At 66.1% G+C, this 24,115-nt stretch carries 24 protein-coding genes and 2 tRNA genes; 13 read left to right on the forward strand and 13 right to left on the reverse strand.

Going from position 1 to position 24,115, the window contains the following annotated elements:
* The gene (gene ppsA / locus MNR01_RS01630) at positions 1-2,388 is read right to left on the reverse strand and encodes a phosphoenolpyruvate synthase (RefSeq protein ID WP_241920692.1); all 2,388 of its coding nucleotides are present in this window, start codon (positions 2,386-2,388) and stop codon (positions 1-3) included.
* A 136-nt stretch (positions 2,389-2,524) separates the two neighbouring features.
* Here ppsA and MNR01_RS01635 point away from each other — a divergent pair, with 136 nt between their 5' ends.
* The 7 genes from MNR01_RS01635 (at position 2,525) to MNR01_RS01665 (ending at position 6,580) form a co-directional block, all read left to right on the forward strand.
* Complete coding sequence (locus MNR01_RS01635) at positions 2,525-3,346, forward strand: pyruvate, water dikinase regulatory protein (RefSeq protein ID WP_241919251.1); 822 nt, start codon at positions 2,525-2,527, stop codon at positions 3,344-3,346.
* A gap of 156 nt (positions 3,347-3,502) precedes the next feature.
* Entirely contained in the window at positions 3,503-4,018 is a 516-nt protein-coding gene (locus MNR01_RS01640; protein WP_241920693.1) for a DUF1249 domain-containing protein, read from the forward strand.
* Positions 4,019-4,065: 47 nt separating this feature from the next.
* Positions 4,066-4,141 (forward strand) — tRNA-Ala (locus MNR01_RS01645).
* A 44-nt stretch (positions 4,142-4,185) separates the two neighbouring features.
* A tRNA-Glu gene (locus MNR01_RS01650) sits at positions 4,186-4,261 on the forward strand.
* A 331-nt stretch (positions 4,262-4,592) separates the two neighbouring features.
* Positions 4,593-5,141 carry a redoxin domain-containing protein gene (locus MNR01_RS01655; RefSeq protein WP_241919252.1) on the forward strand — a complete coding sequence of 183 codons (549 nt, stop codon included), beginning with the start codon at positions 4,593-4,595 and terminating at the stop codon, positions 5,139-5,141.
* Positions 5,142-5,146: 5 nt separating this feature from the next.
* Positions 5,147-5,659 (forward strand): thioredoxin domain-containing protein, encoded by a 513-nt coding sequence (locus tag MNR01_RS01660; protein ID WP_241919253.1) that lies wholly within the window; start codon positions 5,147-5,149, stop codon positions 5,657-5,659.
* Between the two features lie 144 nt (positions 5,660-5,803).
* Complete coding sequence (locus MNR01_RS01665; protein WP_241919254.1) at positions 5,804-6,580, forward strand: alpha/beta hydrolase; 777 nt, start codon at positions 5,804-5,806, stop codon at positions 6,578-6,580.
* Positions 6,581-6,583: 3 nt separating this feature from the next.
* Here MNR01_RS01665 and cueR read toward each other — a convergent pair whose 3' ends face one another.
* Positions 6,584-7,069: a Cu(I)-responsive transcriptional regulator gene (gene cueR, locus MNR01_RS01670; protein WP_241919255.1), complete on the reverse strand. Its 486-nt coding sequence runs from the start codon at positions 7,067-7,069 to the stop codon at positions 6,584-6,586.
* A 57-nt stretch (positions 7,070-7,126) separates the two neighbouring features.
* Complete coding sequence (locus MNR01_RS01675; RefSeq protein WP_241919256.1) at positions 7,127-9,532, reverse strand: heavy metal translocating P-type ATPase; 2,406 nt, start codon at positions 9,530-9,532, stop codon at positions 7,127-7,129.
* Between the two features lie 120 nt (positions 9,533-9,652).
* Between MNR01_RS01675 and MNR01_RS01680 the strand changes: the two genes are divergently transcribed.
* From MNR01_RS01680 to MNR01_RS01700, 5 genes are read left to right on the forward strand one after another with little or no spacing between them, the layout of a single operon-like run.
* The gene (locus MNR01_RS01680) at positions 9,653-9,994 is read left to right on the forward strand and encodes a metalloregulator ArsR/SmtB family transcription factor (RefSeq protein ID WP_241919257.1); all 342 of its coding nucleotides are present in this window, start codon (positions 9,653-9,655) and stop codon (positions 9,992-9,994) included.
* Positions 9,991-10,482 carry an ArsI/CadI family heavy metal resistance metalloenzyme gene (locus MNR01_RS01685; protein ID WP_241919258.1) on the forward strand — a complete coding sequence of 164 codons (492 nt, stop codon included), beginning with the start codon at positions 9,991-9,993 and terminating at the stop codon, positions 10,480-10,482. Before MNR01_RS01680 ends, MNR01_RS01685 begins: the two co-directional genes overlap by 4 nt.
* Before the next feature lie 12 nt (positions 10,483-10,494).
* Positions 10,495-10,932 carry an arsenic resistance N-acetyltransferase ArsN2 gene (arsN2, locus tag MNR01_RS01690; RefSeq protein ID WP_241919259.1) on the forward strand — a complete coding sequence of 146 codons (438 nt, stop codon included), beginning with the start codon at positions 10,495-10,497 and terminating at the stop codon, positions 10,930-10,932.
* Between the two features lie 8 nt (positions 10,933-10,940).
* On the forward strand, positions 10,941-11,324 hold the full coding sequence (locus MNR01_RS01695) for an arsenate reductase ArsC (protein WP_241919260.1): 384 nt from the start codon (positions 10,941-10,943) through the stop codon (positions 11,322-11,324).
* Positions 11,324-12,022: an MIP/aquaporin family protein gene (locus tag MNR01_RS01700; RefSeq protein WP_241919261.1), complete on the forward strand. Its 699-nt coding sequence runs from the start codon at positions 11,324-11,326 to the stop codon at positions 12,020-12,022. Before MNR01_RS01695 ends, MNR01_RS01700 begins: the two co-directional genes overlap by 1 nt.
* 57 nt (positions 12,023-12,079) lie before the next feature.
* Here the strand turns inward: MNR01_RS01700 and MNR01_RS01705 are convergent, their stop codons facing one another.
* The 8 genes from MNR01_RS01705 to MNR01_RS01740 form a co-directional block, all read right to left on the reverse strand.
* Positions 12,080-13,009 (reverse strand): copper resistance protein B, encoded by a 930-nt coding sequence (locus MNR01_RS01705; RefSeq protein ID WP_241919262.1) that lies wholly within the window; start codon positions 13,007-13,009, stop codon positions 12,080-12,082.
* 2 nt (positions 13,010-13,011) lie between these two features.
* A complete protein-coding gene (locus tag MNR01_RS01710) occupies positions 13,012-14,817 on the reverse strand; it encodes a copper resistance system multicopper oxidase (RefSeq protein ID WP_241919263.1) in 1,806 nt (601 codons plus the stop codon).
* Between the two features lie 145 nt (positions 14,818-14,962).
* Complete coding sequence (locus tag MNR01_RS01715) at positions 14,963-15,397, reverse strand: CopL family metal-binding regulatory protein (protein ID WP_241919264.1); 435 nt, start codon at positions 15,395-15,397, stop codon at positions 14,963-14,965.
* Between the two features lie 69 nt (positions 15,398-15,466).
* Positions 15,467-17,581: an amylo-alpha-1,6-glucosidase gene (locus MNR01_RS01720; RefSeq protein ID WP_241919265.1), complete on the reverse strand. Its 2,115-nt coding sequence runs from the start codon at positions 17,579-17,581 to the stop codon at positions 15,467-15,469.
* A 9-nt stretch (positions 17,582-17,590) separates the two neighbouring features.
* Entirely contained in the window at positions 17,591-18,646 is a 1,056-nt protein-coding gene (locus MNR01_RS01725; RefSeq protein WP_241919266.1) for a glycosyltransferase family 4 protein, read from the reverse strand.
* 144 nt (positions 18,647-18,790) lie between these two features.
* Positions 18,791-20,617, reverse strand: coding sequence for an ATP-binding protein (locus tag MNR01_RS01730; RefSeq protein WP_241919267.1), 1,827 nt, complete (start codon positions 20,615-20,617; stop codon positions 18,791-18,793).
* Between the two features lie 2 nt (positions 20,618-20,619).
* Entirely contained in the window at positions 20,620-20,829 is a 210-nt protein-coding gene (locus MNR01_RS01735) for a hypothetical protein (RefSeq protein ID WP_241919268.1), read from the reverse strand.
* Positions 20,826-22,151, reverse strand: coding sequence for a sigma-54 dependent transcriptional regulator (locus tag MNR01_RS01740; RefSeq protein WP_241919269.1), 1,326 nt, complete (start codon positions 22,149-22,151; stop codon positions 20,826-20,828). Before MNR01_RS01740 ends, MNR01_RS01735 begins: the two co-directional genes overlap by 4 nt.
* A 259-nt stretch (positions 22,152-22,410) precedes the next feature.
* Here MNR01_RS01740 and MNR01_RS01745 point away from each other — a divergent pair, with 259 nt between their 5' ends.
* A complete protein-coding gene (locus tag MNR01_RS01745; protein ID WP_241919270.1) occupies positions 22,411-22,764 on the forward strand; it encodes a hypothetical protein in 354 nt (117 codons plus the stop codon).
* Positions 22,765-22,862: 98 nt separating this feature from the next.
* Here MNR01_RS01745 and MNR01_RS01750 read toward each other — a convergent pair whose 3' ends face one another.
* Positions 22,863-23,276, reverse strand: coding sequence for a CBS domain-containing protein (locus tag MNR01_RS01750; RefSeq protein ID WP_241919271.1), 414 nt, complete (start codon positions 23,274-23,276; stop codon positions 22,863-22,865).
* A gap of 187 nt (positions 23,277-23,463) precedes the next feature.
* A complete protein-coding gene (locus MNR01_RS01755) occupies positions 23,464-24,042 on the reverse strand; it encodes a response regulator transcription factor (protein ID WP_241919272.1) in 579 nt (192 codons plus the stop codon).
* Positions 24,043-24,115: the final 73 nt, after the last annotated feature.

A 24,115-nucleotide genomic window follows, 5' to 3' on the forward strand; every position in this document is an offset into this window, starting at 1 on the left:
TCAGGCCGCTTTCGACTTGGCTTTGGCCTTGGCCAGGCGCAGCCAGGTGTCGACGACGGTATCGGGGTTCAGCGAGACCGACTCGATGCCCTGTTCCATCAGCCACTCGGCCAGGTCCGGGTGATCGCTCGGGCCCTGGCCGCAGATGCCGACGTACTTGCCCTTGGCGCGCGCGGTCGAGATGGCCATGGCCAGCAGTTTCTTCACCGCCGGATCGCGCTCGTCGAACAGTTTGGCGACGATGGCCGAGTCGCGGTCCAGGCCCAGGGTGAGCTGGGTAAGGTCGTTGGAACCGATCGAGAAACCGTCGAAGATGTCGAGGAACTCGTCGGCCAGCAGCGCGTTCGACGGGACTTCGCACATCATGATGATCTTCAGGCCGTCCTTGCCCTGCTCGAGGCCATTGGCCTTGAGCACTTCGACCACCTTGCGGCCTTCATCGAGCGTGCGCACGAACGGGATCATGACCCAGCAGTTGGTCAGGCCCATGTCCTCGCGCACCTTCAGCACCGCCTGGCACTCCAGCGCGAAGGCGTCGGTGAAGCTCGGGTCGACGTAACGGCTGGCGCCACGGAAGCCGATCATCGGGTTCTCTTCGTGCGGCTCGTAGCGATTGCCGCCGATGAGGTTGGCGTACTCGTTGGACTTGAAGTCCGACAGGCGCACGATCACCGGATGCGGCGCGAACGACGCGGTGATGGTGGCGATGCCTTCGGCGAGGCGGTCGACATAGAACGCGACCGGGTCGTTGCCGTAGCCGGCGATCTTGGCGTCGATCTTCTTCTTCGTATCGGCGTCCTGCTGGCTGTATTCGAGCAGGGCCTTGGGATGGATGCCGATGTGGCTGGCGATGATCATTTCCAGGCGCGCCAGGCCGACGCCGGCGTTGGGCAGCATGGCGAAGTCGAAGGCGCGCTCGGGGTTGGCGACGTTCATCATCACCTTGAGCGGCGCCTCGGGCATCTTGTCCAGATCAGCGGTGTGGCGCTCGAAGGGCAGGGCACCGTCGTAGATGAAGCCGGTGTCGCCTTCGGCGCAGCTGATGGTGACTTCCTGGCCATCCTTGATCGTGTCCAGACCGTTGCCGGTACCCACCACGGCCGGAACGCCGAGCTCGCGGGCGATGATCGCGGCATGGCAGGTGCGGCCGCCACGGTTGGTGACGATCGCCGCCGAACGCTTCATCACCGGCTCCCAGTCGGGATCGGTCATGTCGGCGACCAGCACGTCGCCGGGCTGCACGCGGGCCATGTCGGCCAGCGAGCGCACCACGCGGGCCACACCGGTGCCTACCTTCTGGCCGATCGCGCGGCCTTCACAGATCACCTCGCCACGCTTGGTCAGCTGGTAGCGCTCGATCTGCGTCGCCTTGCTGCGCGACTTCACCGTCTCCGGGCGGGCCTGGACGATGAACAGCTTGCCGCTGATGCCGTCCTTGGCCCACTCGATGTCCATCGGGCGGCCGTAATGCTTCTCGATGACCAGCGACTGCTTGGCCAGTTCCTGCACGTCTTCGTCGCTGATCGAGAACGTGTTGCGCAGCTCGGCCGGCGTTTCCTCGATGCGCACGCGCTCACCGGGGGTGTCGGAATAGACCATGCGCTGCTGCTTGGCGCCGATGCCGCGGCGCAGGATCGCCTTCTTGCCCTGCAGCAGCGTGGGCTTGTAGACGTAGAACTCGTCCGGGTTGACCGCGCCCTGCACGACCATCTCGCCCAGGCCATAGCTGGAGGTGATGAACACCACGTCGCGGAAACCCGACTCGGTGTCGAGGGTGAACAGCACGCCGGAGGAACCGACGTTGGAGCGCACCATCAGCTGCACGCCGGCCGACAGGAACACGTCCTCGTGCTTGAAGCCGTGGTGCACGCGGTAGGCGATGGCGCGATCGTTGTAGAGGCTGGCGAAGACTTCCTTGACCTTGTGCACGACGTCGTCGGCACCGGTGACGTTGAGGAAGGTTTCCTGCTGGCCGGCGAACGAGGCATCCGGCAGGTCTTCGGCCGTTGCCGAGGAGCGCACTGCCACGGCGACTTCACCGCCGCCGTTCTCGTCGCACAGCTGCTTGTAGGCGGTGCGGATGTCGGCATCCAGCTGCGACTGCAGCGGCGCGTCGATCACCCACTTGCGGATCTCGGCACCGGCCGTGGTCAGCGCCGGCACGTCCTCGACATCGAGCGTGGCGAGCTTGTCGTAGATGCGCTGGTGCAGGTTGTTGTGGGCGATGAAATCCTTGAAGGCTTCGGCCGTGGTCGCGTAGCCGCCCGGCACGGAAACACCCAGGCCTGCTAGGTTGCCGATCATCTCGCCCAGCGAGGAATTCTTGCCGCCGACACGTGCCAGATCGGTAAGGCGCAGCGCGTGCAGCCAGAGGATGTTCTCGTTCAAGCGGGCGGTCTCCAGGGGGGCGGGGCGCATGCCTGCGCAGTTATCCGGATATGATCGCCTCTGCGTCGGATGCATACAAGCTTGATTCGACGGGGTTTTTCGTATTGTGAACGGCCAATTCAGACGGAGTGGGACCATGGCAGGCGTGCGACCGGTGTTCTATGTGTCAGACGGTACGGGCATCACCGCCGAAACCATCGGCCACAGCCTCCTCACCCAGTTCACCGATACCCGGTTCGTGACCGACCGGATCGCCTTCGTCGACAGCATCGAGCGGGCCCGGGAGGTGGCGGAGAAGATCCGCGGCGCGGCCGAGACCCATGGCGTCCGCCCGGTCGTCATCAACTCCTGCATGGACGCCGACGTGAGCCTGGCCCTGGCCGAGAGCGGGGCGCTGATGCTGGACGTGTTCGCGCCGTTCATCGAGCCGCTCGAGCGCGAGCTGGAACAGACGCGCCAGCGCCACATCGGTCGCGCCCACGGCATGTTCGACTTCGAGACCTATCACCGCCGCATCAACGCGATGAACTTCGCCTTGACCCACGACGACGGCCAGGCCGTCGACTACGCCGATGCGGACCTCGTGCTGGTGGCGGTTTCGCGGGCGGGCAAGACGCCGACCTGCGTGTACCTGGCGCTGCATTACGGCATCCGCGCGGCCAACTACCCGCTGACCGAGGAAGACCTCGAGCACGACCGCCTGCCGCCGCGCCTGCGGCCGTACCGCAACAAGCTGTTCGGGCTGACCATCGATCCGGTGCGCCTGCAGCAGATCCGCCAGGAAAGACGGCCCAACTCGCGCTATTCGCAGCTGGAAACGTGCAAACGCGAGGTCACGGCGGCGGAAATGATGTTCCGTGCAGAGAGGATTCCGACGCTGAGCACGACCCATACCTCGATCGAGGAGATCTCGAGCAAGGTGCTGACGACGCTGGGGATCCATCGCGAGATGTTCTGAACGCCGTTGCGGCGCAGGAGCCTGGGTGAAAGTGCCCGAAAGCAGCCCGGAAAACAGGCTCGAAAAAGCAACGCGAGGAATGCTTACCGTAGGCCTACCGGGGCAGGGCGTCAACGCTGCCGCGCAGGCGCCATGGCGTGTAGGATCGGGCGCATGATGACGTCCCTGGCCACGCGAACCGCACGCATTCCCCGCCTGAGCCGCTTTGGCTGGCTGATGGGTCTGTACGCGGAAAACCACGAGCGGTTCACGCGGATGTTCCCACCGGCGGGACTGCTGGTCGGAACCTACCGCTCCAGCGCCGGCGACCACCTGGACCTGCAGCTGGACGTGATCGAGCAGCACCGTTACACCACCGAGTTGCGGATGACCTACGCCATGCGCGACCCGGTCACCGGGGAGCCCGATCCCTCGGCGTTTTTGCGCCTTTACCACGACGCCCGCCAGCTCGAGGTCACCCATTGCTACGTCGGGCGGCGCTGGCAGGACGCGATCGGGATGTACCCGCCACCGGCGGAAGTGCTCGACCACCGCACGCAGATGAACACGTTTCTCGGAAAGTGGCTCGAGTATCTAGCGGAGCGGGGACATGGTGTGGCAACATTGCGCCCCGTTGACGCCGGCACAGCCGCTGGCGGACACGACGAAAAAAATCTGGCAGCGAACGCTTGACGACATCGCTGAACGCCCGCTAGAATTTTCGTCTTTCCAGCACACGTGGGGCCATAGCTCAGCTGGGAGAGCGCCTGCATGGCATGCAGGAGGTCGGCGGTTCGATCCCGCCTGGCTCCACCATCTCTCAACGGGATGCGTGCTGAAGAGTGTCAAACCAAAGTTTTGTCCCCATCGTCTAGAGGCCTAGGACATTACCCTTTCACGGTAGCGACCGGGGTTCGAATCCCCGTGGGGACGCCAATTGAAAACATTCAGGGCTGCCGAAAGGTGGCCCTGATTGTTTTTGGCGTTCGCAAGATCGCGAATGCCAGCACTTCCATTTTCCACGCGGCCTGGGTGGTGCGTCCTGCAAACAAGGATGACGCGGTCGAAGCTTGCACCGCGTACAACGTTTTCGCCTTGGTCGGCTAGACGCCGTTGGCGAAGATTTTCAGGAAGGCATCCGCCGTCGTACTGCACGCCGCCCGGCGCATTGGCTGAAGTCCCGTAAACGCGGAGTAGTTGCCGCTGCCGCATGACGCCATACGCAAGCCGTTAACACCGCCCGGGGCATAGTCCGCAGCAATGCCGCGTGTACGTGGTCACGCAGGAAAGCGCCATGCCAGCTGCCGATGTGCCTCCGAGCCCGATGCCTGAAACCATCCTGCCTGCCGGCACGATGGCGCCGGATTTCACCCTCAGCGCCACGCCGGACCAGACGCTGTCGCTCAGCGAGCTTCGCGGCAAGCCGGTCATCCTGGCCTTCTACCCGGCGGACTGGAGCCCGGTCTGTGGCGATCAGATGGCGCTGTACAACGAGGTGCTGCCGGCGTTCAAGAGCGCAGGCGCGACGTTGCTGGGGATCTCGGTGGACAGCGTCTGGTGCCATCAGGCCTTTGCTCTGGATCGCCATCTTCACTTCAACCTGCTGGCCGACTTCGAGCCGAAAGGGGAGGTCGCGCGTCGCTATGGTGCCTACGATGCCCCGCACGGCGTGACCCGGCGGGCGCTGTTCGTCATCGACAAGGAAGGCGTGATCGCCTGGAGTTACCTCTCGCCCACGGCAGTCAATCCAGGCGCCGACGGCATCCTTGACGCGCTGGACAAGCTCCAGGCCCAATCGTCCGCAAAGGCAGGTTAGACGCCATGTCGAGTCTCAGGATTCCGGTAGGACCGGACGATCACGTCCAGGGCAACGAGAACGCGGTGGTGACCCTCGTCGAGTACGGCGATTACCAGTGCCCCTACTGCGGCGAGGCGTATCCCCAGGTGAAGCAGCTCCAGGCGGAGTTCCCACAGGACCTGCGCTTCGTGTTCCGCAACTTCCCGATCACCCAGTTGCATCCCAACGCCGCCAGCGCGGCAGCCACCGCGGAGTTCGCTGCTAGCAATGGACACTTCTGGGAAGCGCATGACGCGCTGTACGAGAACCAGGAAGATCTCGGCGCGCCGTTGTACGTGGAACTGGTCAGTCGGCTGGGGCTGGATCCGGTCGAGCTGCGCGACGCCATCCAGGCCGACGTGTTCGACGAGAAGATCCGCACGATTTCAACGGCGGCGTGCGTAGCGGGGTCAATGGCACTCCGTCGTTCTTCGTCAACTCGGTGCGCTTCGATGGACCTGTCGAGGCATTGCGGGACGTCATCGCCGAGCTGGTAGCGGCTGCGAAGAAGTAAGTGGCCCGCCGGGCCGTGCGTACGGGGAACCAGTGCGTTTCCACGCGCATGCGTACCGGGTGATCTTGCTGCGTGCTTGAATCAGGCGTGGTTCCTGCTGGCTGGTTCCATCAAAGGAGAAGCGCATATGAAGACCCTCTTGGCCGGGCTGGCCCTCGCCGCCGGCACCCTCGCCGGAACCAATGCTTGCGCACAGGAGGCCAGGCCGACCGTGGTCCTGGTGCACGGCGCATTCGCCGACGCGTCGAGCTGGAACCGGGTGATCGAGATCCTGAAGAAGGACGGCTATCCGGTGGTGGCTGTCGCCAATCCGCTGCGCGGTGTCGCCAGCGATGGGCAGTACGTGTCCGATGTCGTGGCGAGTGTGACCACGCCGGTGGTCCTGGTCGGTCATTCATACGGTGGCAGCGTCATTTCCGCGGCGGCGCGCGGCCACGGCAACGTCAAGGCGCTGGTGTATGTCGCTGCGTTCGCTCCCGAAGCAGGCGAGACTGCCGCCGGGCTGTCGGGCAAATTCCCCGGCAGCACGCTGGGTCCGACGTTGGCTCCGCCAGTGAAGCTGGCGAGCGGAGGTGCCGATCTCTACATCCAGCAGGACAAGTTCCACGCGCAGTTCGCCGCGGACGTCCCGGCTGCGGATGCGGCCCTGATGGCGGCTACGCAGCGCCCGATCACCGAGGCTGCGCTCAATGAGAAGGCTGGCACGCCGGCCTGGAACAGCGTGCCTTCGTGGTTCATCTATGGCGACAAGGACAAGAACATCCCGCCGCAATCACTGGCCTTCATGGCCAAGCGAGCCGGGTCGAAGCAGACCGAGGTCGTCGCCGGCGCATCGCACGTGGTGATGGTTTCGCATGCGGGGGCCGTTGCAAAGATGATCGAGCGCGCTGCTGCGGCGCGCTGATCGTCAGTCGGGGCGGGCGGCTGCGCCCGCCGGCCCTTCGTAGGCCGGCCCTTCGTACGCCAGGTCGTCAAGGATGGGGCAATCGGGCCGGTCATCGCCATGGCAACGACGGGCGAGGTCCTGCAGGGTGCGTTGCATCGCCTGCATTTCGCTGATCCTCGCCGTCAGTTCATCGACGTGCGCCTGGGCAAGCTTCTTCACTTCCGCGCTGGCGCGACTGCGGTCGTCCCACAGGCCGAGCAGCACTTCGATCTGTTTCATCGAGAATCCCAGTCGCCGCGCGCGATGGATGAAGCCCAGCCGGTGCACGTCGGCATCGCTGTAGATGCGGTAACCGGCGAAGGTGCGGCCGGCCTGCGGGATCAGGCCGATGCTCTCGTAGTGCCGGATCATCTTTGCGCTGACACCGCTCAGCTGCGCGGCTTCGCCGATGTTGTGCAGGCCCTGCTGGCGGGCATCGGCGAGTTCGGGTCGTGGCGGGCGGGGCATGTCGCGGCTCCTGGGTGGCGTGCTGCTGTTCAATGGCGTGCCGTTCAAGTGTGCCGTTCAAAGGTGGGGGCGCCAGCGCCGCAGCAACAGGGTATTGGACACCACGCTGACCGACGACAGCGCCATTGCTGCACCGGCCACGACCGGATCGAGCAGGCCCAATGCGGCCAGCGGGATGCCGACCACGTTGTAGATGAATGCCCAGAACAGGTTCTGGTGGATCTTGCGGGTGGTGCGGCGGGAAATGTCGATGGCGTCGGCGACCAGCCCGGGCTCGGAGCGCATCAGGGTCACGGCCGCCGCGTGCATGGCAACGTCGGTGCCGCTGCCCATGGCGATGCCGACGTCGGCCGCAGCCAGGGCCGGGGCATCGTTGATGCCGTCGCCGACCATCGCCACCACGCCGTGCTCGCGCAGCGATGCGATCGCCGCGGCCTTGGCGGCCGGCGCGACGTTGGCGCGCACTTCGTCGATACCGATCTGCGCAGCGACCGCATTCGCCGCGCCCTCGTTGTCGCCAGAGATCATCACGGTGCGCACGCCGATGCGATGCAGTTGCTCCATGGCTTCGCGCGCACCTGGTCGCGGCTGGTCGCGGAACGCCAGCAGTCCGAGCAGGCGCGTGCCGTCAGCGTCGCCAAGCCAGGACACGGTGTGCCCGGATCCGGCCAAAGCTCGCGCCTGGTCGCGCAATGGCGTGATGTCGATGCCGGCGTCCTCCATCATCGCGCTGCTGCCGATCAGCAGCGCGCGGCCGTCGACCGAGCCGTGCAGGCCGCGCCCGGGCACGGCACGCACGTCCGTCGCTGTCTGCGTTCGCGGCAGGTCTGCAGAAGCCTCGATCACAGCCTTGGCCAGCGGATGCTCGCTGCCTTCCTGTAGCGCGGCGGCGAGTGCAAGCAGGGCAGGTACGTCGCCATCGACAGCCACGGTATCGGTCAGCACGGGGCGCCCTTGCGTCAGCGTGCCGGTCTTGTCGAACGCCACGGTTGCGATCCGGTGCGCGCTTTCCAGCGCCTGCGCATCCTTGATCAGGATGCCCGCGCGGGCCGCCACGCCGGTGCCGGCCATGATCGCCGTGGGCGTCGCCAGTCCCAGCGCGCACGGACAGGCGATGACGAGTACGGCGACTGCATTGAGGATGGCCTGGTTCCATTCACCCGTTGCCACGCCCCAGCCGAGCAGGGTGGCCAGTGCGATCGCCATGACCACCGGCACGAACACTGCGCTGACCCGGTCGACGGTTCGCTGGATCGGCGCCTTGCCGGCCTGTGCGTCCTCGACCAGGCGGATGATCCGCGCCAGCGCGCTTTCGGCGCCGACCGGGGTCGTTTCCACGACCACCATGCCTTCGCCGTTGACCGCGCCGCCGGTGATGCGGTCGCCTTCGTTCTTCGCCACCGGCAGCGATTCGCCGGTGACCATCGATTCGTCGGCATGCGTGCGGCCTTCGGCGATCACGCCATCGACCGGGAAGCGTTCGCCCGGGCGAACGACCACCAGGTCCGCGACCTGCACGTCGTCGATGCGGACGTCGACATCGCCGTCGGCGCGGCGCACGCGGGCGGTGGTCGGGCGCAAGGCCTGGAGTGCGCGGATGGCTTCGGTGGTCTGGCGCTTGGCACGCGATTCCAGCCATTTGCCCAGCAACACCAGCGTGATCACCACGGCGGATGCTTCGAAGTAGAGCGCGGCAGGGCCGTGGTGGGCGCTTGCGCTGAGGAGGTGATAAAGACTCAGTCCATAGCCGGCGCTGGTGCCGAGCGCGACCAGCAGGTCCATGTTGCCGGTGCCGGCCTTGAGCGCGTGCCATCCGGCCCTGTAGAAGCGCGCACCGAGCCAGAACTGCACCGGTGTTGCCAGGGCGAACTGCAACCAGCCCGGCAGCATCCAGTGCTGCCCGCCGATCATGCCGACCATCGGCAGGATCAGTGGCAGCGACAAGGCGATCGCAAGCAGCAAGTGACGGGTCTCGCGCGGCATCCGGTCGCGCGCGGCTGTCGTGCCAGCGGTTGGCGATGTGTCGGGTTGGCCTGCGCTGTAGCCCGCCGCGCGCACTGCCGCTTCCAGCTGGTCCGGCGTGACACGGTCGATTGCGCGCACCTGGGCCCGTTCCGTCGCCAGGTTGACGCTGGCATCGAGTACTCCGGGCACCGCGCGCAGCGCCTTCTCGATTCGGCCCGCACACGAGGCGCAGGTCATTCCACCGATGACGAGGTCGATGGTGCGGGTCGGCACCGAATAGCCGCTGGCGGCGATCGCGTCGGCGAGGGCCGGCAGCTCGACCGTTCCGTCAGTCAGGACTTCGGCGGTTTCGGTGGCGAGGTTGATCTCGGCGCGGGTCACGCCGGGCAGGGACTTCAGGGCACGTTCGATGCGGCCGGCGCACGAGGCGCAGGTCATGCCGGCGACGCCGAAGCGCCAGTGGCCGGCATCGGCGGTAGCAGGGAGGGCAGGGCTCATGTCGGACTCCTTCCAGATCAATCAGATGGAGCGATCCTGAGGGTTCCCATCATGGGAAGGTCAATTGGGAATGTTCGATGTGGCTTGACACGGGGCATTTAATTCGTAAATTCGCGAATTATGGAAATTACTTCCGCTCTAGCTGCGCTCAACGCCCTTGGCCACGAGACGCGCCTTGCCGCTTTCCGCCAGCTGGTGCAGGCCGGCCCGGACGGCATGTCCGTTGGCGAGCTCCGCGAGCGCCTCGGCCTGGCACCGGCCACGCTCACGGCCCATCTGAACGTATTGCGCGCCGCCGCGCTGGTACATGACCAGCGCGAGGGAAGGGTGATCCGGATTCGCGCCAACTACCTGCAGATGAACGACCTTCTCGCCTACCTCACCGAAAACTGTTGTGCCGGCGTCGCGCAATGCGACCCGGCCGTCACCTGCGCCCCCCGAAACACAGGAGCTTCGAAATGAACCGCTTCCACGTGCATCTCAACGTCGCCGACCTGGCCAGCAGCATCCGTTTCTACACCGAACTGTTCGCCGCGCAGCCGTCCGTGGTCAAGGATGACTACGCCAAGTGGATGCTGGACGATCCGCGCGTCAACTTCGCCATCTCCAACACCGGTCGCGCTCCCGGCGTCGATCATCTCGGCATCCAGGTGGAGCGCGCCGATGACCTGTCCGAACTCGGGCGGCGCCTGGATGCGGCCGGCGGCGAGGTCGTTCCGGAACCCGGCGCGATCTGCTGCTATGCCAACTCCGACAAGATGTGGACACACGATCCGCAGGGCACCCGCTGGGAAACCTTCCACACGCTCGGTGACGCCACGAGTTATTACGCAGCCGACGCCTCCTGCGGCGCTGACGGGGCCAGTTGCAGTCCGTCGAGCACGCAGCCAACGCCCACCGCGCGTGCGAGTGCGGCGGCGTGCTGCGCACCTGCGTCCAGCTGCTGCTGAGCAGGCCACGACATGGACCTGCGCAGAGGTGGTGAATCGGATACAGCGCGCATCAGGGCGCTGCTGGTGGATTGTGGATTGCCGACGGAAGACCTGGATGACACGCCAGTCGACTTCCTCGTTGCCGGAGAGGGTGGCGATACCTTCGGTGTCGTTGGCCTGCAGTCGTTCGGACAGGTCGGCTTGCTGCGATCGCTCGCAGTGCATGCCGACGGGCGCGGCAAGGGCGCCGGCAGCGCGCTGGTCGACGCGCTGGAATCACATGCGCGCGCCGCCGGCGTGCGCCAGCTGGTGCTGCTCACGCAGACCGCGGAACCGTTCTTCGCGGCGCGCGGATACGCACCGATTGCCCGCGCCGCCGCGCCGGCGGCAGTGCAGGGCAGCGCCGAATTCCGCTCGATCTGCCCGGCGTCGGCGACGTGCATGAGCAAGGAACTTCAGCCTCGATGAGCACGACCATGAAACGTGTGTTGTTTGTCTGTGTGGAAAATGCCAACCGCAGTCAGATGGCCGAGGCCTTCGCCCGCATCCACGGCGGCGACGACGTCGAAGCCTTGAGCGCGGGATCGCGGCCATCGGGCCAGATCAACCCCAAGGCCATCCGCTTCATGTCCGAGCTGGGCTACGACCTGGGCGGACATGCCTCCAAGTCGCTGGACCAGGTCGAAGGCGAGTTCGATGCCGTCATCACCATGGGCTGCGGCGACGACTGCCCCTGGGTGCCGGCCAGGCGTCGCGAGGACTGGGCCTTGCCCGATCCAAAGCACATGGACGATGACGGCTATCGCGCCGTGCGCGACGAGATCTCGGCGCGGGTGAAGAACCTGCTGGCACAGCTGTGATGCCGACGCTGCTGCAGAGGCTGACTGCCGAGTTCATCGGCACTGCATTGCTGCTGGCGACGGTGGTGGGCTCGGGGATCATGGGCGTTGCCCTGTCGGCAGGCAACGACGGCATCGCGCTGCTGGCCAATGCCGCCGCCACGGCCGGGGCGCTGTATGTGTTGATCGTGTTATTCGGTCCGATCTCCGGTGCGCACTTCAATCCCGTGGTCACGCTGGCGATGCGCGCACGCGGTGAGCTGCGAAGCAACGTCGCCGCGGCCTACGTCGCGGTGCAGCTTGTCGCGGCGATCGTCGGGGTGGTGCTTGCGCACGCCATGTTCGGGCTGGCGCTGATCCAGCCCGGTGACCACGTGCGCAGCGGACCATCGCAATTGCTTAGCGAAGCTGTTGCGACGTTTGGCCTGCTGTTGACGATCCTGCTCGGCACCCGCCATCGGCCGGCGGCCGTGCCGGCGCTGGTCGCCTGCTACATCTTCGCGGCGTACTGGTTCACCGCGAGCACGTCGTTCGCGAATCCGGCGGTCACCCTGGCGCGGGCGCTGACCCGCACCTTTGCCGGAATCCGGCCCGAGGATGTCCTGGGCTTCGTCGCCGCGCAGCTGGTCGGAGCGCTGGCAGCACTCGCCATCACGCAGGTGCTGATGCCCGTGGACAAGCAGGCGCATCGCATCGAACCTGCCCGCCTGCAACGCTGACCTGCCACGCTGATCCGCGGGTCGGCCCGTCGCCATCGACGGGCCGACCGCATCGACTCAGAACCAGAGGCGAAGGCCCGCGACGAAGCGGGTGTCGCGGGTATCCTCGCCTTCGTCCTGCCGATAGTCCGCCGTGTCACCAAAGGCGCGTTCGTGGCTCACGCCGATGTACGGGGCGAACTTCCGCGTCACCTCATAGCGCAGGCGCACTCCGGCCTCGACCGTGCTCAATCCCGATCCGATGCCACGATCCGGATCGTCCTTGCCGTACAGCTCGATTTCCAGCAACGGCTGCAGGATCAGGCGGTTGGTCAGCAGCACGTCGTACTCGGCTTCGAAACTGGCGGCACTGCGACCGTCTTCGCCCAGGTACGCGGTGGCCTCGATCTCGAACTTGTAGGGCGACATGCCCTGGAAGCCGATCGCGCCCCAGGTCTGCGAATCGCCCGGCTTGAAGTCGTGCTTCACGCCGGCAACGAGATCCCACCACGGCGATACGCTGTGCCCGTACAGCAGCTCTACGTCGGCCGATTCGGTGTGGCCACGTGCGCGTTCGCCCTCGCTGCGGAACCAGAGGCGGTCGATATCGCCGCCGACCCAGCCCTGCAGTTCCCAGGCTTCACCACTGCCCTGATCGAGGTCGACCGCTTCGAGGCGGTCGATCAACACGTAGTGGTTCATCCCGGCCCCATGCTCCATCGAATGCGCCAGATCGGGAAACGCCGCGGCGCGGTCGGCGTCGCTCACGGGCGGGATGGGTTCAGCCGGTTCGACAGGTGTGGCGGTCTGGTCGGATGAGCCGTGATCCATCGCGGCATGATCGTGAACCGGCTCCTGCGCCGGGGCAGGAGCGGCATGGCCGGCATGCGGGTCTTCGACCTTCGGGGCCGGTTGCGCGTGATGCGCATGGTCCTGGGCAAGCGCGGGCGTCGTCAAGGCAAGCGCAAGCGTGGCGGCGAGCATGGACTGCTGCAATGAAGGCCTCATCCTCATTCCTCCACCCGCACTTCGCGCATCATTCCCGCTTCCATGTGGTAGAGCAGGTGGCAGTGGTAGGCCCAGCGACCGAGGGCGTCGGCGCGCACGCGATAGCTGCGCTTGGTGCCCGGAGGCATGTCGATGGTGTGCTTGCGCAGGTGGAAGTTGCCGTGCTCGTCCTCCAGGTCGCTCCACAGGCCGTGCAGGTGGATCGGGTGGGTCATCATGGTGTCGTTGACCAGCACGATCCGCATCCGCTCGCCGTAGTTCAGCCGCAACGGCTCGGCATCCATGAATTTCTGGCCATTGAACGACCAGGCGAACTTCTCCATGTGCCCGGTCAGGTGCAGCTCCAGCGTGCGGCTGGGTTCGCGGCCATCGGGATCGTCGAACAGGCTCTTCATCGCGGCGTAGGTGAGCACCGTGCGACCGTTGTCGCGCAGCCCGATGCCGGGATCGTCCAGTTTCGGCAGCGGCGACATGGTCTGCATGTCGACCAGCGGATTGCCGGTTTCGCTGGCCGGATGCGTCTGCATGCCGCCACCGGAATGATCCATCCCCGGCATGTCATGGCCCATGTTGGCGCCGCAGCCGCCTTCCATGCCTTTCATTCCCGCGCCCATGCCCATGCTGGCGCCACAGCTGCCCTCCATGCCCTTGCCATGGCCACCGTGGCCCATGTCGGACATGGTCAGGATCGGGCGTGGATCCAGCGCCGGCAGCGGCGCTTCAAGACCCTGGCGCACGGCCAGCGTGCCGCGTGCGTAACCGGTGCGGCCCATGTCCTGGGCGAAAATCGCATAGGCATCCTGGCCGCTGGGTTCGACGATGACGTCGAAGGTTTCGGCCACCGCGATGCGGAACTCGTCGACGGTGACCGGATGGATGTACTGGCCGTCGGCGGCCACCACCGTCATCTTCAGCCCCGGGATGCGCACATCGAAGTAGCTCATCGCCGAGCCGTTGATGAAGCGCAGCAGCACCTTCTCGCCGCTGCGGAACAGACCGGTCCAGTTGCCCGCCGGCGCCTGGCCGTTGAGGAGGTAGGTGTAGGTGTTGGCGTTGACGTCGGACAGGTCGGTCGGGGTCATCCGCATCCGGCCCCATTCGCCACGGTTGCGCAGCGTGGCCGACAGGCCGTCGCGATCGGCGTCGCGGAAGAAGTCGCCAACCGTGCGCTTGTAATGGTTGTCGTACTCCGACATCTGCTTCAGTCGCCGGAACAACGCAGCGGGATCCTTGTCGGTCCAGTCGGACAGCAGGATGACGTGCTCGCGGTCGTGCCGGTACGGCGCGGGTTCGCGGGGGTCGATGACGATCGCGCCGTACAGCCCGGCCTGTTCCTGGAACAGCGAATGGCTGTGATACCAGTAGGTGCCCGACTGCTTTATGTCGAAGCGGTAGACGAACGTTTCGCCAGGATGGATCCCGTCGAAACTCAGGCCGGGCACGCCGTCCATGTTGGCCGGCAGCAGGATGCCGTGCCAATGCACGGAGCTGGCCACGTCGAGGCGGTTGGCGACGCGCAGCGTGACCGTGTCGCCTTCGCGCCAGCGCAGGATCGGCGCGGGCAGCGAGCCGTTGACGGTGACCGCGGGCCGGGTATGGCCGGTGAAGTTGACCGGTGCGGTGCCAATGGAGAGGTCGAACTGCGTGCCGGTCAGGACCTGCGGCGCGGAGGCGACGCCCGGGTTGGCCATCGCGGGCAGCCGCCACAGGCCCAGGCCGGCGGCGACACCACCCACCGACAGGCCAGTGACGAAGCGGCGGCGGGACTGGCTCGGCGCCGAATCCGGGGCAGAGGGATCAAAGGACATCAGAGAAAGCTCCGTGCAAAGCGATCGAATGCGGGAGCGAAGTGCCGACCGTGACGCGGGCCCAGCAGGACAGGGCTCCGCAGGACAGGGTCACGCCGGTACGGCATCAACGCCATGGAACGTCGGCACCAGCGGTGCCGTGCACTCAACCAATCGGAGGTCGTATCGGGTTCGCCAGCGCCGGAGCGACGTGGCTGGGACTCAGCGCACGAATCTCCGCGGCACGCTCGATGACGGCGGGCAGGGCCGGTACATCGGCGAGCGTGGCCGTCGCGTACTGCAGGCAATCACAGGCGCAGTGCGAGGACTGGCAGCAGTCGGGCGACGCCTGGCTGCCGTGGCGGTCATCGCAGGCAGCGGACGAAGCCATGTCCCCCATCACGTGTCCCGTAGCTACGGCAGTGCCCTCATCGACCTGCGTATGGCAGGGCGGGGCAACTTGCGCCGCGGCCGCCAACGACGCCTGGGTGGCTGCCATGTGCGTCAGCTGCATCTGCGTGGACGCGACTGCGTAGCCGGATCCATTGAGGACCAGGCTGAGGCAGAGCAGCGCACGGAGCAGGAAGGCACGCAGGGACATGGCCACAGTTTAGCGCGGGTACCCTGTGCATGCGACCGCACCGCGCCAGCGCTTCATCCTGCAGGCAGGCTAGCCCTTGATCCGCACCGACACGCTGTCGGTGCCGGGACCTTCGACGAATACGCCCACGCGCTCGTTCAGGCGCTTGAGGACGAGGTGGACGTGGGTGCCGGCGATCGGTACGCGACGCACTACGATCTCGTCGATGCCGATCGGCAACTGCGGGCGGTCGAGCTGGATTTCCGCGTGCGTGCCGTCGATGGTGATTCCCAGGCAGGCCTGCACCAGCATGAACGCCGAGCCGGCGGCCCAGGCCTGCGGCAGGCAGGCCACGGGGTAGGCAACTGGAGCGCTGCCGTGCGAGCGCGGGAAACCACAGAACAACTCCGGCAGGCGCATGTTGAAGTGCACGGCCGCCTCGAAGGCCCCGCGCAGCACGCGCACCGCGCTGGAGCGCGGGCCATAGGCGGCGATGCCGGCCGCACAGATGGCCGAATCGTGCGGCCACACCGAACCGTTGTGGTACGACATCGGGTTGTAGTGGACCTGGTCCTGCGCCAGCGTGCGGATGCCCCAACCGCTGAAGAACGGTGAATCGAGCAGTTGCGAGCTCACCTGCGCGGCCCGTTGGCTGCCAGGCAAGCCGCTGTAGAGCAGGTGCCCTGCGTTGCTCGAGCGCACCGCGCACAACTCACCGGCGCCGTCGATGGCAATGCCATAGAAGTTGCGGTCGGCCATCCAGAAACGTCGTTCGACTTCGGCACGAAGCCGCTCCGCACGTTGCGACCATGCGGCGGCCTTGGCGTCGTCGCCGCGCATGCGTGCCATCCCTGCCATGGCCCGTAGCGCGGCGAAGGCGTAGCCCTGCACCTCGACCAGTGCGATGGGTCCCTGCGGCGAGCGTCCATCGGCGTGGAACACCGAATCGGAACTGTCCTTCCAGCCCTGGTTGGACAGGCCGCTCGCCTCGCCGCGCGCGTAGTCCAGGAAGCCGGCAGGATTGGCATCGCACACGCGCTCGATCCACGCCGTGGCAGCTTCCAGCGCCGGCCAGATCGCATCGATCAGGATGCGGTCACCGGTACGTTCGAGATAGGCCCCGGCCAGGCCGACAAACAGTGGCGTGGTGTCGACGCCGCCGTAGTAGCGACCGAAAGGCAACTCGCCCAGCGCCGACATCTCGCCCTTGCGTGTCTCGTGCATGATCTTGCCGGGCGAGGAATCCATGAAGGACGACTCTTCCTGCGCCTGGTGCCGGGCGAGGAACGTCAGCACGCCCCGCGCCAGTTCCGGATCCAGCCACAGCGTCTGCAACGCGGTGATGACCGCATCGCGGCCGAATGGCGTGGAGAACCAGGGAATGCCGGCGTACGGGTAGGGCCCGGTATCGAGCTCGCTGGTCAGCATGGTCAGGTCGGCCCGCGAGCGTTCCATCCAGTCGTTGAACAGCGGACCTTCGCTGCACACCCGGGCGCTGCGCCGGTTGCGAAGGCGCATGCGCTTGCGGGCATGCGCGGCCGCAGCGCGGAAACGGCTGCGGTCCGCCGGTGCCTGCTCGCTGCCCACCTCGACGAACATGACCCGTCGCCCACCCGGCGCGAGCACGACCACGAAGTTCGCCGCGGAGGCATCGACGTGGTCCGGCAGATCGGAGAAGGTCACGCATGATGTGCGCAGCTGCTCGTCGAGGCCGCGATAACGGTAGACCTGGCCATGCTCGAGCACTTCCACCGGCAACAGCTCGCCGCGGCGCTGGCGCATGCTGCCGCGAACCTCGAACATGTCGGAAAAATCGGCGGCGACCTCGAAGCACAGGGGGACGTGCGCCGGCGCGCTGCCGTAGTTGAGCAGCTTGATCCGCTCGTACATGCGGTCCTCGTGGAGGAAGCGCACGCGCTTGACATAGACCAGGCCTTCGCCGGTGGACGTGCCGCCAAGCGGCGGCAACAGGCGGTTCGTCATGTGCGCGACGAAGAAGACGTTGTCGCGCGTGACGTAGGAGCTCAGCAGCACCGGGCTGGTATCGCCCAGGCGAAGCCGGAAGCGCGAAAGCAGTCGCGTGTCATTGTGGAAGTGCCCGTCGGCGCCGCCCTCGATGTCGCCCTGGCGGTTGGCGACGACGAACGTTTCGCCCTCCTTGAGGACATAGCCGGTGTTGAGCGAAGCAGCGGCCGCAGGATCCATGCCCATCCCTCAGCCGGCGCGACGATGCTGTGCGGCCTCCCGCAGCAGGCGCCAGTAGACCTCGACGTATGCGCGGGCCATCACTGCAGAGGTGAACTTGCGCTCGAAGCTGTCGCGGATCGCGCGCCGATCCAGTGCGAGCAGGGCGGGCAAGGTCGCGATCGCGTCCTGCTCGCAGTCCACGATGAATCCCGACAGGCCCGGCTCGATGACCTCCGGAACCGACCCGCAGTTCCAGGCCAGCACCGGCGTCCCGCAGGCCATGGCTTCGATCATCACCAGGCCGAACGGTTCGGGCCAGTCGATCGGGAAGAGCAGGGCGAGCGCGTTACCCAGGAACCGGTTCTTGTCGACGTCGGAGATCTCGCCGATGTACTCGATGCCAGGTGAGTCCAGGAGTGGCTCGATCTGCGCGTGGAAATAGGCCAGGTCGACGGCATCGATCTTTGCGGCGATGCGCAGCGGCAAGCCCGCCGCCAGGGCTATGGCGATCGCGCGATCGACGCGTTTCTCGGGCGAGATCCTGCCCAGGAAAGCGAGATAGCCGCCATGCGGACGCGGTGAGTAGTCATACAGCCCCGCCGGCAATCCGTGATGGATGGTGTCGACCCAGTTCAGGTCCTCCATCGAGTGGCGTTGGCTGTCGGAGATCGACACCAGCGGAAACTGCGGCCAGCGGCCGTGGGCGTTCGCCAGGTCCTTGAGGTCGAGGCGACCGTGCAGCGTGGTCACGGTCTTGTCCGCACAGCGTTCGAAGAACGGGTAGTGCAGCAGGTCGACATGGAAGTGCAGCACGTCGAACTCGTCGGCGCGCCTGCGTACTTCGTGGAGCATCGAAAGGTGCGCGGCCAGGTCCGACTTCAGGGGCGCCGGGTCCAGTCGAATGGCCTGGTCGCGCATGGCTGCAAGCTTGGCACGGGTGCAGGTGTCGGCCGAAGCGAACAACGTGACTTCATGGCCCTCGTCGACGAGGGCATCGGTGAGGTGTGCCACCACCCGCTCGGTTCCGCCGTAGAGCAGGGGCGGCACGGCCTCGTAAAGAGGGGCGATCTGGCCGATGCGCATTGCGGAAAATCTACTCCGTGCAAAGTAAACGCAGCGTGGTCCCATGAATGCGTTGAATCCATCGACGTGGCGTTGCAGCAGGCTTAACAGGCATTGGGGCGTATCGGGGGAAGCGTCATGCGTCGACCATGATGGCTTGCGGCGTTAGGACACCAGCCTTCGACCCGATGCCATTGCGCCCGGGCCCTGCCGCAATCCTTCGTCAATGGCGCCCAGGATCTCGGTTAGCGTCGCCGGCTTGACCAGGTGCTGCTGGAACCCGGCCAATCGCGTGCGGTCACGGTCGCTTTGCTGGCCGTAGCCGCTGTAGGCGATGAGATAGGGCGCCTCGCCGTAGGACTGCAGCATCCGTGCCACGTCGTAGCCGGACATTCCGTCCTTGAGCTCCAGGTCGCACATGACGATGTCGACCGGATCCTCGCGCGACAGCCGCAGTGCGCTTTCGGCATCGGTCGCGATGCTGGCGCGGTGCCCCTCGAGCTCAAGCAGCGTCTGCAATGCCTCGGCGTTCTCGAGTTCATCTTCGACGATCAGTACGTGGGCGCGGATGGCGGGCGCGATCCGGACGGGGCCTTCGTCGCACTCGCAGCCGTCGGTCACCGATTCGCACGGCAGCTTCAGTGTGAAGGATGCGCCACGCGCCGGGCCATCGCTGTGCACGCTGACCTGGCCCCCGTGCAGTTCGGTGATGTGCTTGACAATGCTCAGCCCCAGCCCGAGTCCGCGCGACTGCCAGGCCGGCGATTGCACGAACGGGTCGAACATGCGGGCGACGAAGTCCTGGTCGAGCCCCTGGCCTTCGTCGCTGACGGTGATAGTCGATTCGCCATCGCTCTCGACCACCGACATGAAGACGCGCTGCCCGGGTTCGCAGGCCTTGATGGCGTTTGACACGAGATTGTCGAGCACCTGGCGCAGGCGGGCATGATCGCCGCGGACATGGCATTTCCCTTCGCGGTCGGGCGGCACCAGCACGACGCCGTACTGCTGTGCGACGGGCAGATTGTCGCGGTGGACCTCGTCGAGGAGTTCGCCGATCTCGACCAGGCTTCGGCGCAGTTCGACCTTGCCCTGGGTGACGCGCGAAATGTCGAGCAGGTCATCGACCATCCGCCGCAGGTGCTGGCTCTGACGATGCAGCGTGGCCAGAGCCTGCTTCCGTTGCTCAGGGCCGGTGCCCTGGTGGTGGAGCAGGTCGCTGGCGGTGGTCACGCCGGCGAGCGGATTGCGCAGCTCATGGCTGAGCACGGCCAGGAACCGGCTGATGCGCTGGTTGGCGAGCGCCAGCGTCTCCATCGCCCGCTTCTGGTCCTCGATGTCGGTGCTGGCGCCATACCAGCAATGCACCTTGCCGTCGGCACCGATGATGGGAACGCCCTTGACCAGATGCCAGCGGTAGCTGCCATCGGCGCGGCGGAACCGCATTTCAAGGTTCAGCGGTTGTGCGGTCGCCATGGAATTGCGCCACGCATCGGTGCCCGCATCCATGTCCTCGGGATGGACGATGGCCTGCCAGCCTTCGTCGCCGCTCAGTCCGGTGTACTCGTACCAGTACCGGTTGTGGTAACGCATTGTGCCGTCGGGCTCGGCGATCCAGACCATCTTGGGGAGGTGGTCGAGCAGGGCGCGTTGTTCCCGGTCCGCCTGGAAACGTTTGAGCACGTCGCCCGGCCTGCGGCTTGAGCGCACTTCGGCGGCAAGCCAGGCGAGGATGCCGGCGATCGCGGCAAAGGCGGCAAAGTCGATCGGACCGGCACCGGCTTGTCCGCGTACGACCACGGCGCCGATGATTGCGGCGATCGTGAGGAATCCGCATCGCCGCCCGAAGATGGCGGCGGCGAGCAGCACGGCCGCGTAGCCGAACGTCATCGGCAACTGTTGCGAGGGCAGGCCATAGGCAAGCGACGACAGCGCGCCCAGCAGCAGCGCGACGACGACATCGCCCACGAGAATGGCGATATGGGCAGGCATGCTCAGCCGTCGTCCGGCCAGTCCCGGACCAGATCGGCACAACGCCGGCAGGCGGCTTCGGCCCGGGCCAGGTGCTGGCGGACCCGGTCCAGGCCCTCTCCGTGCTCGATCAGGCTTGCCGCAGTGGCAGTGGCCATCGTGATGACGTTCAGTTCATTGCGCAGGCTGTGGCGCCAGCGGCGGGTGTCCTCGCTGAGCGGAACGTCGTTCACGTCGGAAGACTCTCGCTGCGGCGCAGGCGCGCAAGCTGGTTCTGCACGGTGCGGACACTGACACCCAGCGCGAGCGCCGTCCGTGCACGGTCATTGTCGAAGTGCGCGAGGGTCCGCAGCAACATCTCCTGTTCGACCTCGGCGTAGCTCATGCCGATGTTGAATCCGACCGCGCCGCCGCCCATCGGGACCGGGCGCGGCCGGTGCCCGAGCGGTCGTACGCGCACCAGCGGCCCGTCGCTGGACAAGTAGCAACGGTGGATCGTGCTGTGGAGCTCGCGAACGTTACCCGGCCAGGCATGGCGCATCAGGATGCGGTCGCTGCCATCGGCAAAGCGTCGGCTGGTGCCATGGCGGGCATTGAGGCGGTCGAGGAAGTGCTGCGCGAGGAGCACGATGTCGTGGCCACGCTCGCGCAGCTCCGGCATGGCGATCTGGTAGTCGGCGAGGCGATAGAAGAGGTCTTCGCGCAGGGTTCGTGCCTCGACTGCCAGGTGCGGATCGCGATTGGTGGCAGCCACCACGCGTACGTCGGTGGCAATGGCTTCGGTGCCGCCGACGCGGGTGACGGCACCAGTCTCGAGCACGCGCAGCAGGTATACCTGCAACGCCAGCGGCATTTCGGTGATCTCGTCCAGCAGCAGCGTGCCGCCGTTCGCCTGCTCGAAATAGCCGGCATGGCGATGATTGGCGCCGGTGAAACTGCCACGCTCGTGACCGAACAGATGGCTTGCCAGCAGCTCCGGCGCGACGGCTCCGGCATTGACCGCGACGAATGGTCCGCTACGGCCGCTGGCATCGTGGATGGCCCTTGCCACCAGCTCCTTGCCGGTGCCACTGGCGCCAGAGATCAGCACCGACGCATCCGAAGGCGCGACGCGGTCGATCGCGTCGTGGACGCGGCACATCGCCTCGCACCGTCCGATCATTCCATGGCGGAGATGCTCGGCCGACAGGCTGGCGCGTGCCGCTGCGGCCTGCTTCAGCAGCGCATCGAACTGAACCGGGCACAGCGGCTTGAGCAGGTAGTCGACCACCGGCCTGGACACTGCCTGGATCGCAGTTTCCACCGAAGGCTGGCCGGTGACGATGATGGCCTGGCCATGCTCGGGCATGGCTGGATCGTCGAGCAACTCCAGCCCGCTGCCATCCGGAAGCTCCAGGTCAAGCAGGAGGAGGTCCAGTGGCGGAAGATGCGCGAACTGACGCGATTGCTCCAGTGAATGCGCAACGTAGGGGCGGAAACCCCGCAGCCGGGCGAAGTCGGAAGCAGCCTCGGTGAAATCGCGGTCATCATCGACGATCAGCAGTGATGCGGGCATGGAGGTGCTCCGGCATACGGTCGTCCGGAGACTATGCCGTTCGCGGTGAACGCGCATTGAAGGGGGCGCCGGGGCGCAGTCAGGAAACTATTTCCGCGTGACGGAAACATGTTCCGTCGATCACAACGGGGAGTGAACCATTCGGTTCCCAGGCCTCGCCTGCGGCGCTGTTTCGATGGCACGGTAGTTGCGTACTGCCTCATACCGGCCTCGTGGACTCTCCACGCCGGGATGAAAGCAGCCCGAAACAGGAGTCAGGATGAACACCAATCTGTTCTATGGGACACGTTCCAACGTTGTCGAAGTCGTGGACATCGAGCGCGAGATCGCTTCATGGATGCGCCACTACCGCCAGTACGTTGTCGTCTTCCGAAGCGATGACTACCTGCCCGCAGTCAAGTTGGGTCTGAGCGCGTACCTGCGCGGCCAGTCCTTCGATGATTGCCTGGAGGAGCTCGAGAAGAGCTACCTGCGCGTGCGCGGCGAATCGCGCCTGGACTGGTACGAGGCGCTTCCGGTCGCCCGTGCTTCATGGACGCGGCTGGCGGAACAGCAGTCGGGCGGCGCCGCGGGACGGCAGCCGGAGCTTTGCGGCCTGGGCAACGCGGCCTAGCAGGAGGTTTGCCGAAGTTGTGGGGTGGGTGCAGTTGTGGGGTGGGTGCATGCGGCGGCTTCGGCCGCCGCATGCATCGTCGAACGTCGTCAGACTCCTCAATGCGGCTTGGCAACACCCTTGAGCAACTCTTCCGAAGATTCCTCATCGCCGCTGTAGGCGAAGTCGGCGAGGGACACGAACCCGACCAGCTGGCGCTGGCGGTTGATGACGGGAAGCCGCCGGACCTGCAGGTCGGCCATGTTGCGGGCGACGTCGTCGACGTCGTCATCGTCGTAGCAGTAGTGGATCGCCTCGCTCATCACTTCACGTACCAGGGTTTCGGCGCCGAGGCCATTGGCGACCGCGCGAACGGTGATGTCGCGGTCGGTGACGATGCCGATGATCCTGTCGCCATCGCCCACGGGCAGGCTGCCGATGTCCATGCGCTTCATCGTTTCGGCGGCTTCGCGGATGCTCTTGGCCGGGTCGGTCAGGAACACGTCGGTGGTCATGATCTGGCCTACTTTCATGGGTGCACTCCTAGCGTGGCTTGGTGTGCATCCAGCCTGCTCGCGCGTTCGTTGCGTGACCGTCAACGGAAGGTGTGGTCACGGCAAACGCAGCGACATGAACCGGTGATTCGATCCGGCTTTGTCACGTCGGCCTAACGGCTGGCTGAACTCCACGTAGCTGGAGCGTCGATGGGTTCGCGGATGCCTAGAGCAACCCGTGCTCGCGTGCGTAGGTATACAGGTCGATGTCATTGCCGATGCCGAGCTTGGCCATGGCATCGACCTTCTGCCGGCTCACGGTCTTGACGCTGCGGTTGAGCTGCCGGGCGATCTGCGACACGGTCAAGCCGGACGAAAAGAGGCGGAACACTTCGGCTTCGCGAATGGACAGGCTGACCTTTTCGTCCATTGCCTCGGAGGCCTGCAGGGCCTGCTCCATGGCCGCACCGACATAGTTGCGCCCCTGTGCGACGGCTTCCACCGCCTGCGGCAGCTCACTCAGCGCCTCGGACTTGTTCACCAGCCCGCGTGCGCCCGTCGTCATGATCGAGCGGAGTACGCCCGGATTGCTGACGATGGTCAGCACGATGACCGGCAACGCCGGCCACTTGCGATGGAGCATTCCGAGCAGGCTCAGGCCATCGGACATGCGGCCACCGGGCATGTTGAAGTCGGTGATGATCAGGTCACACGGCACCGCATCGAGAACGCGGTGCAGGTCATCCGCGGTGGCGGCCTCGGCGACCACTTTCAGCTTGTGATCGCTCCAGCAAGGTGCGCACACCGTTGCGAATGATCGGATGGTCGTCGGCCAAGACGATGCGCATGTTCGCCTCGGATGGCTTGGGGGAGCGACC

This window comes from Lysobacter sp. S4-A87 (assembly GCF_022637455.1).
GTDB lineage: Bacteria > Pseudomonadota > Gammaproteobacteria > Xanthomonadales > Xanthomonadaceae > Lysobacter_J.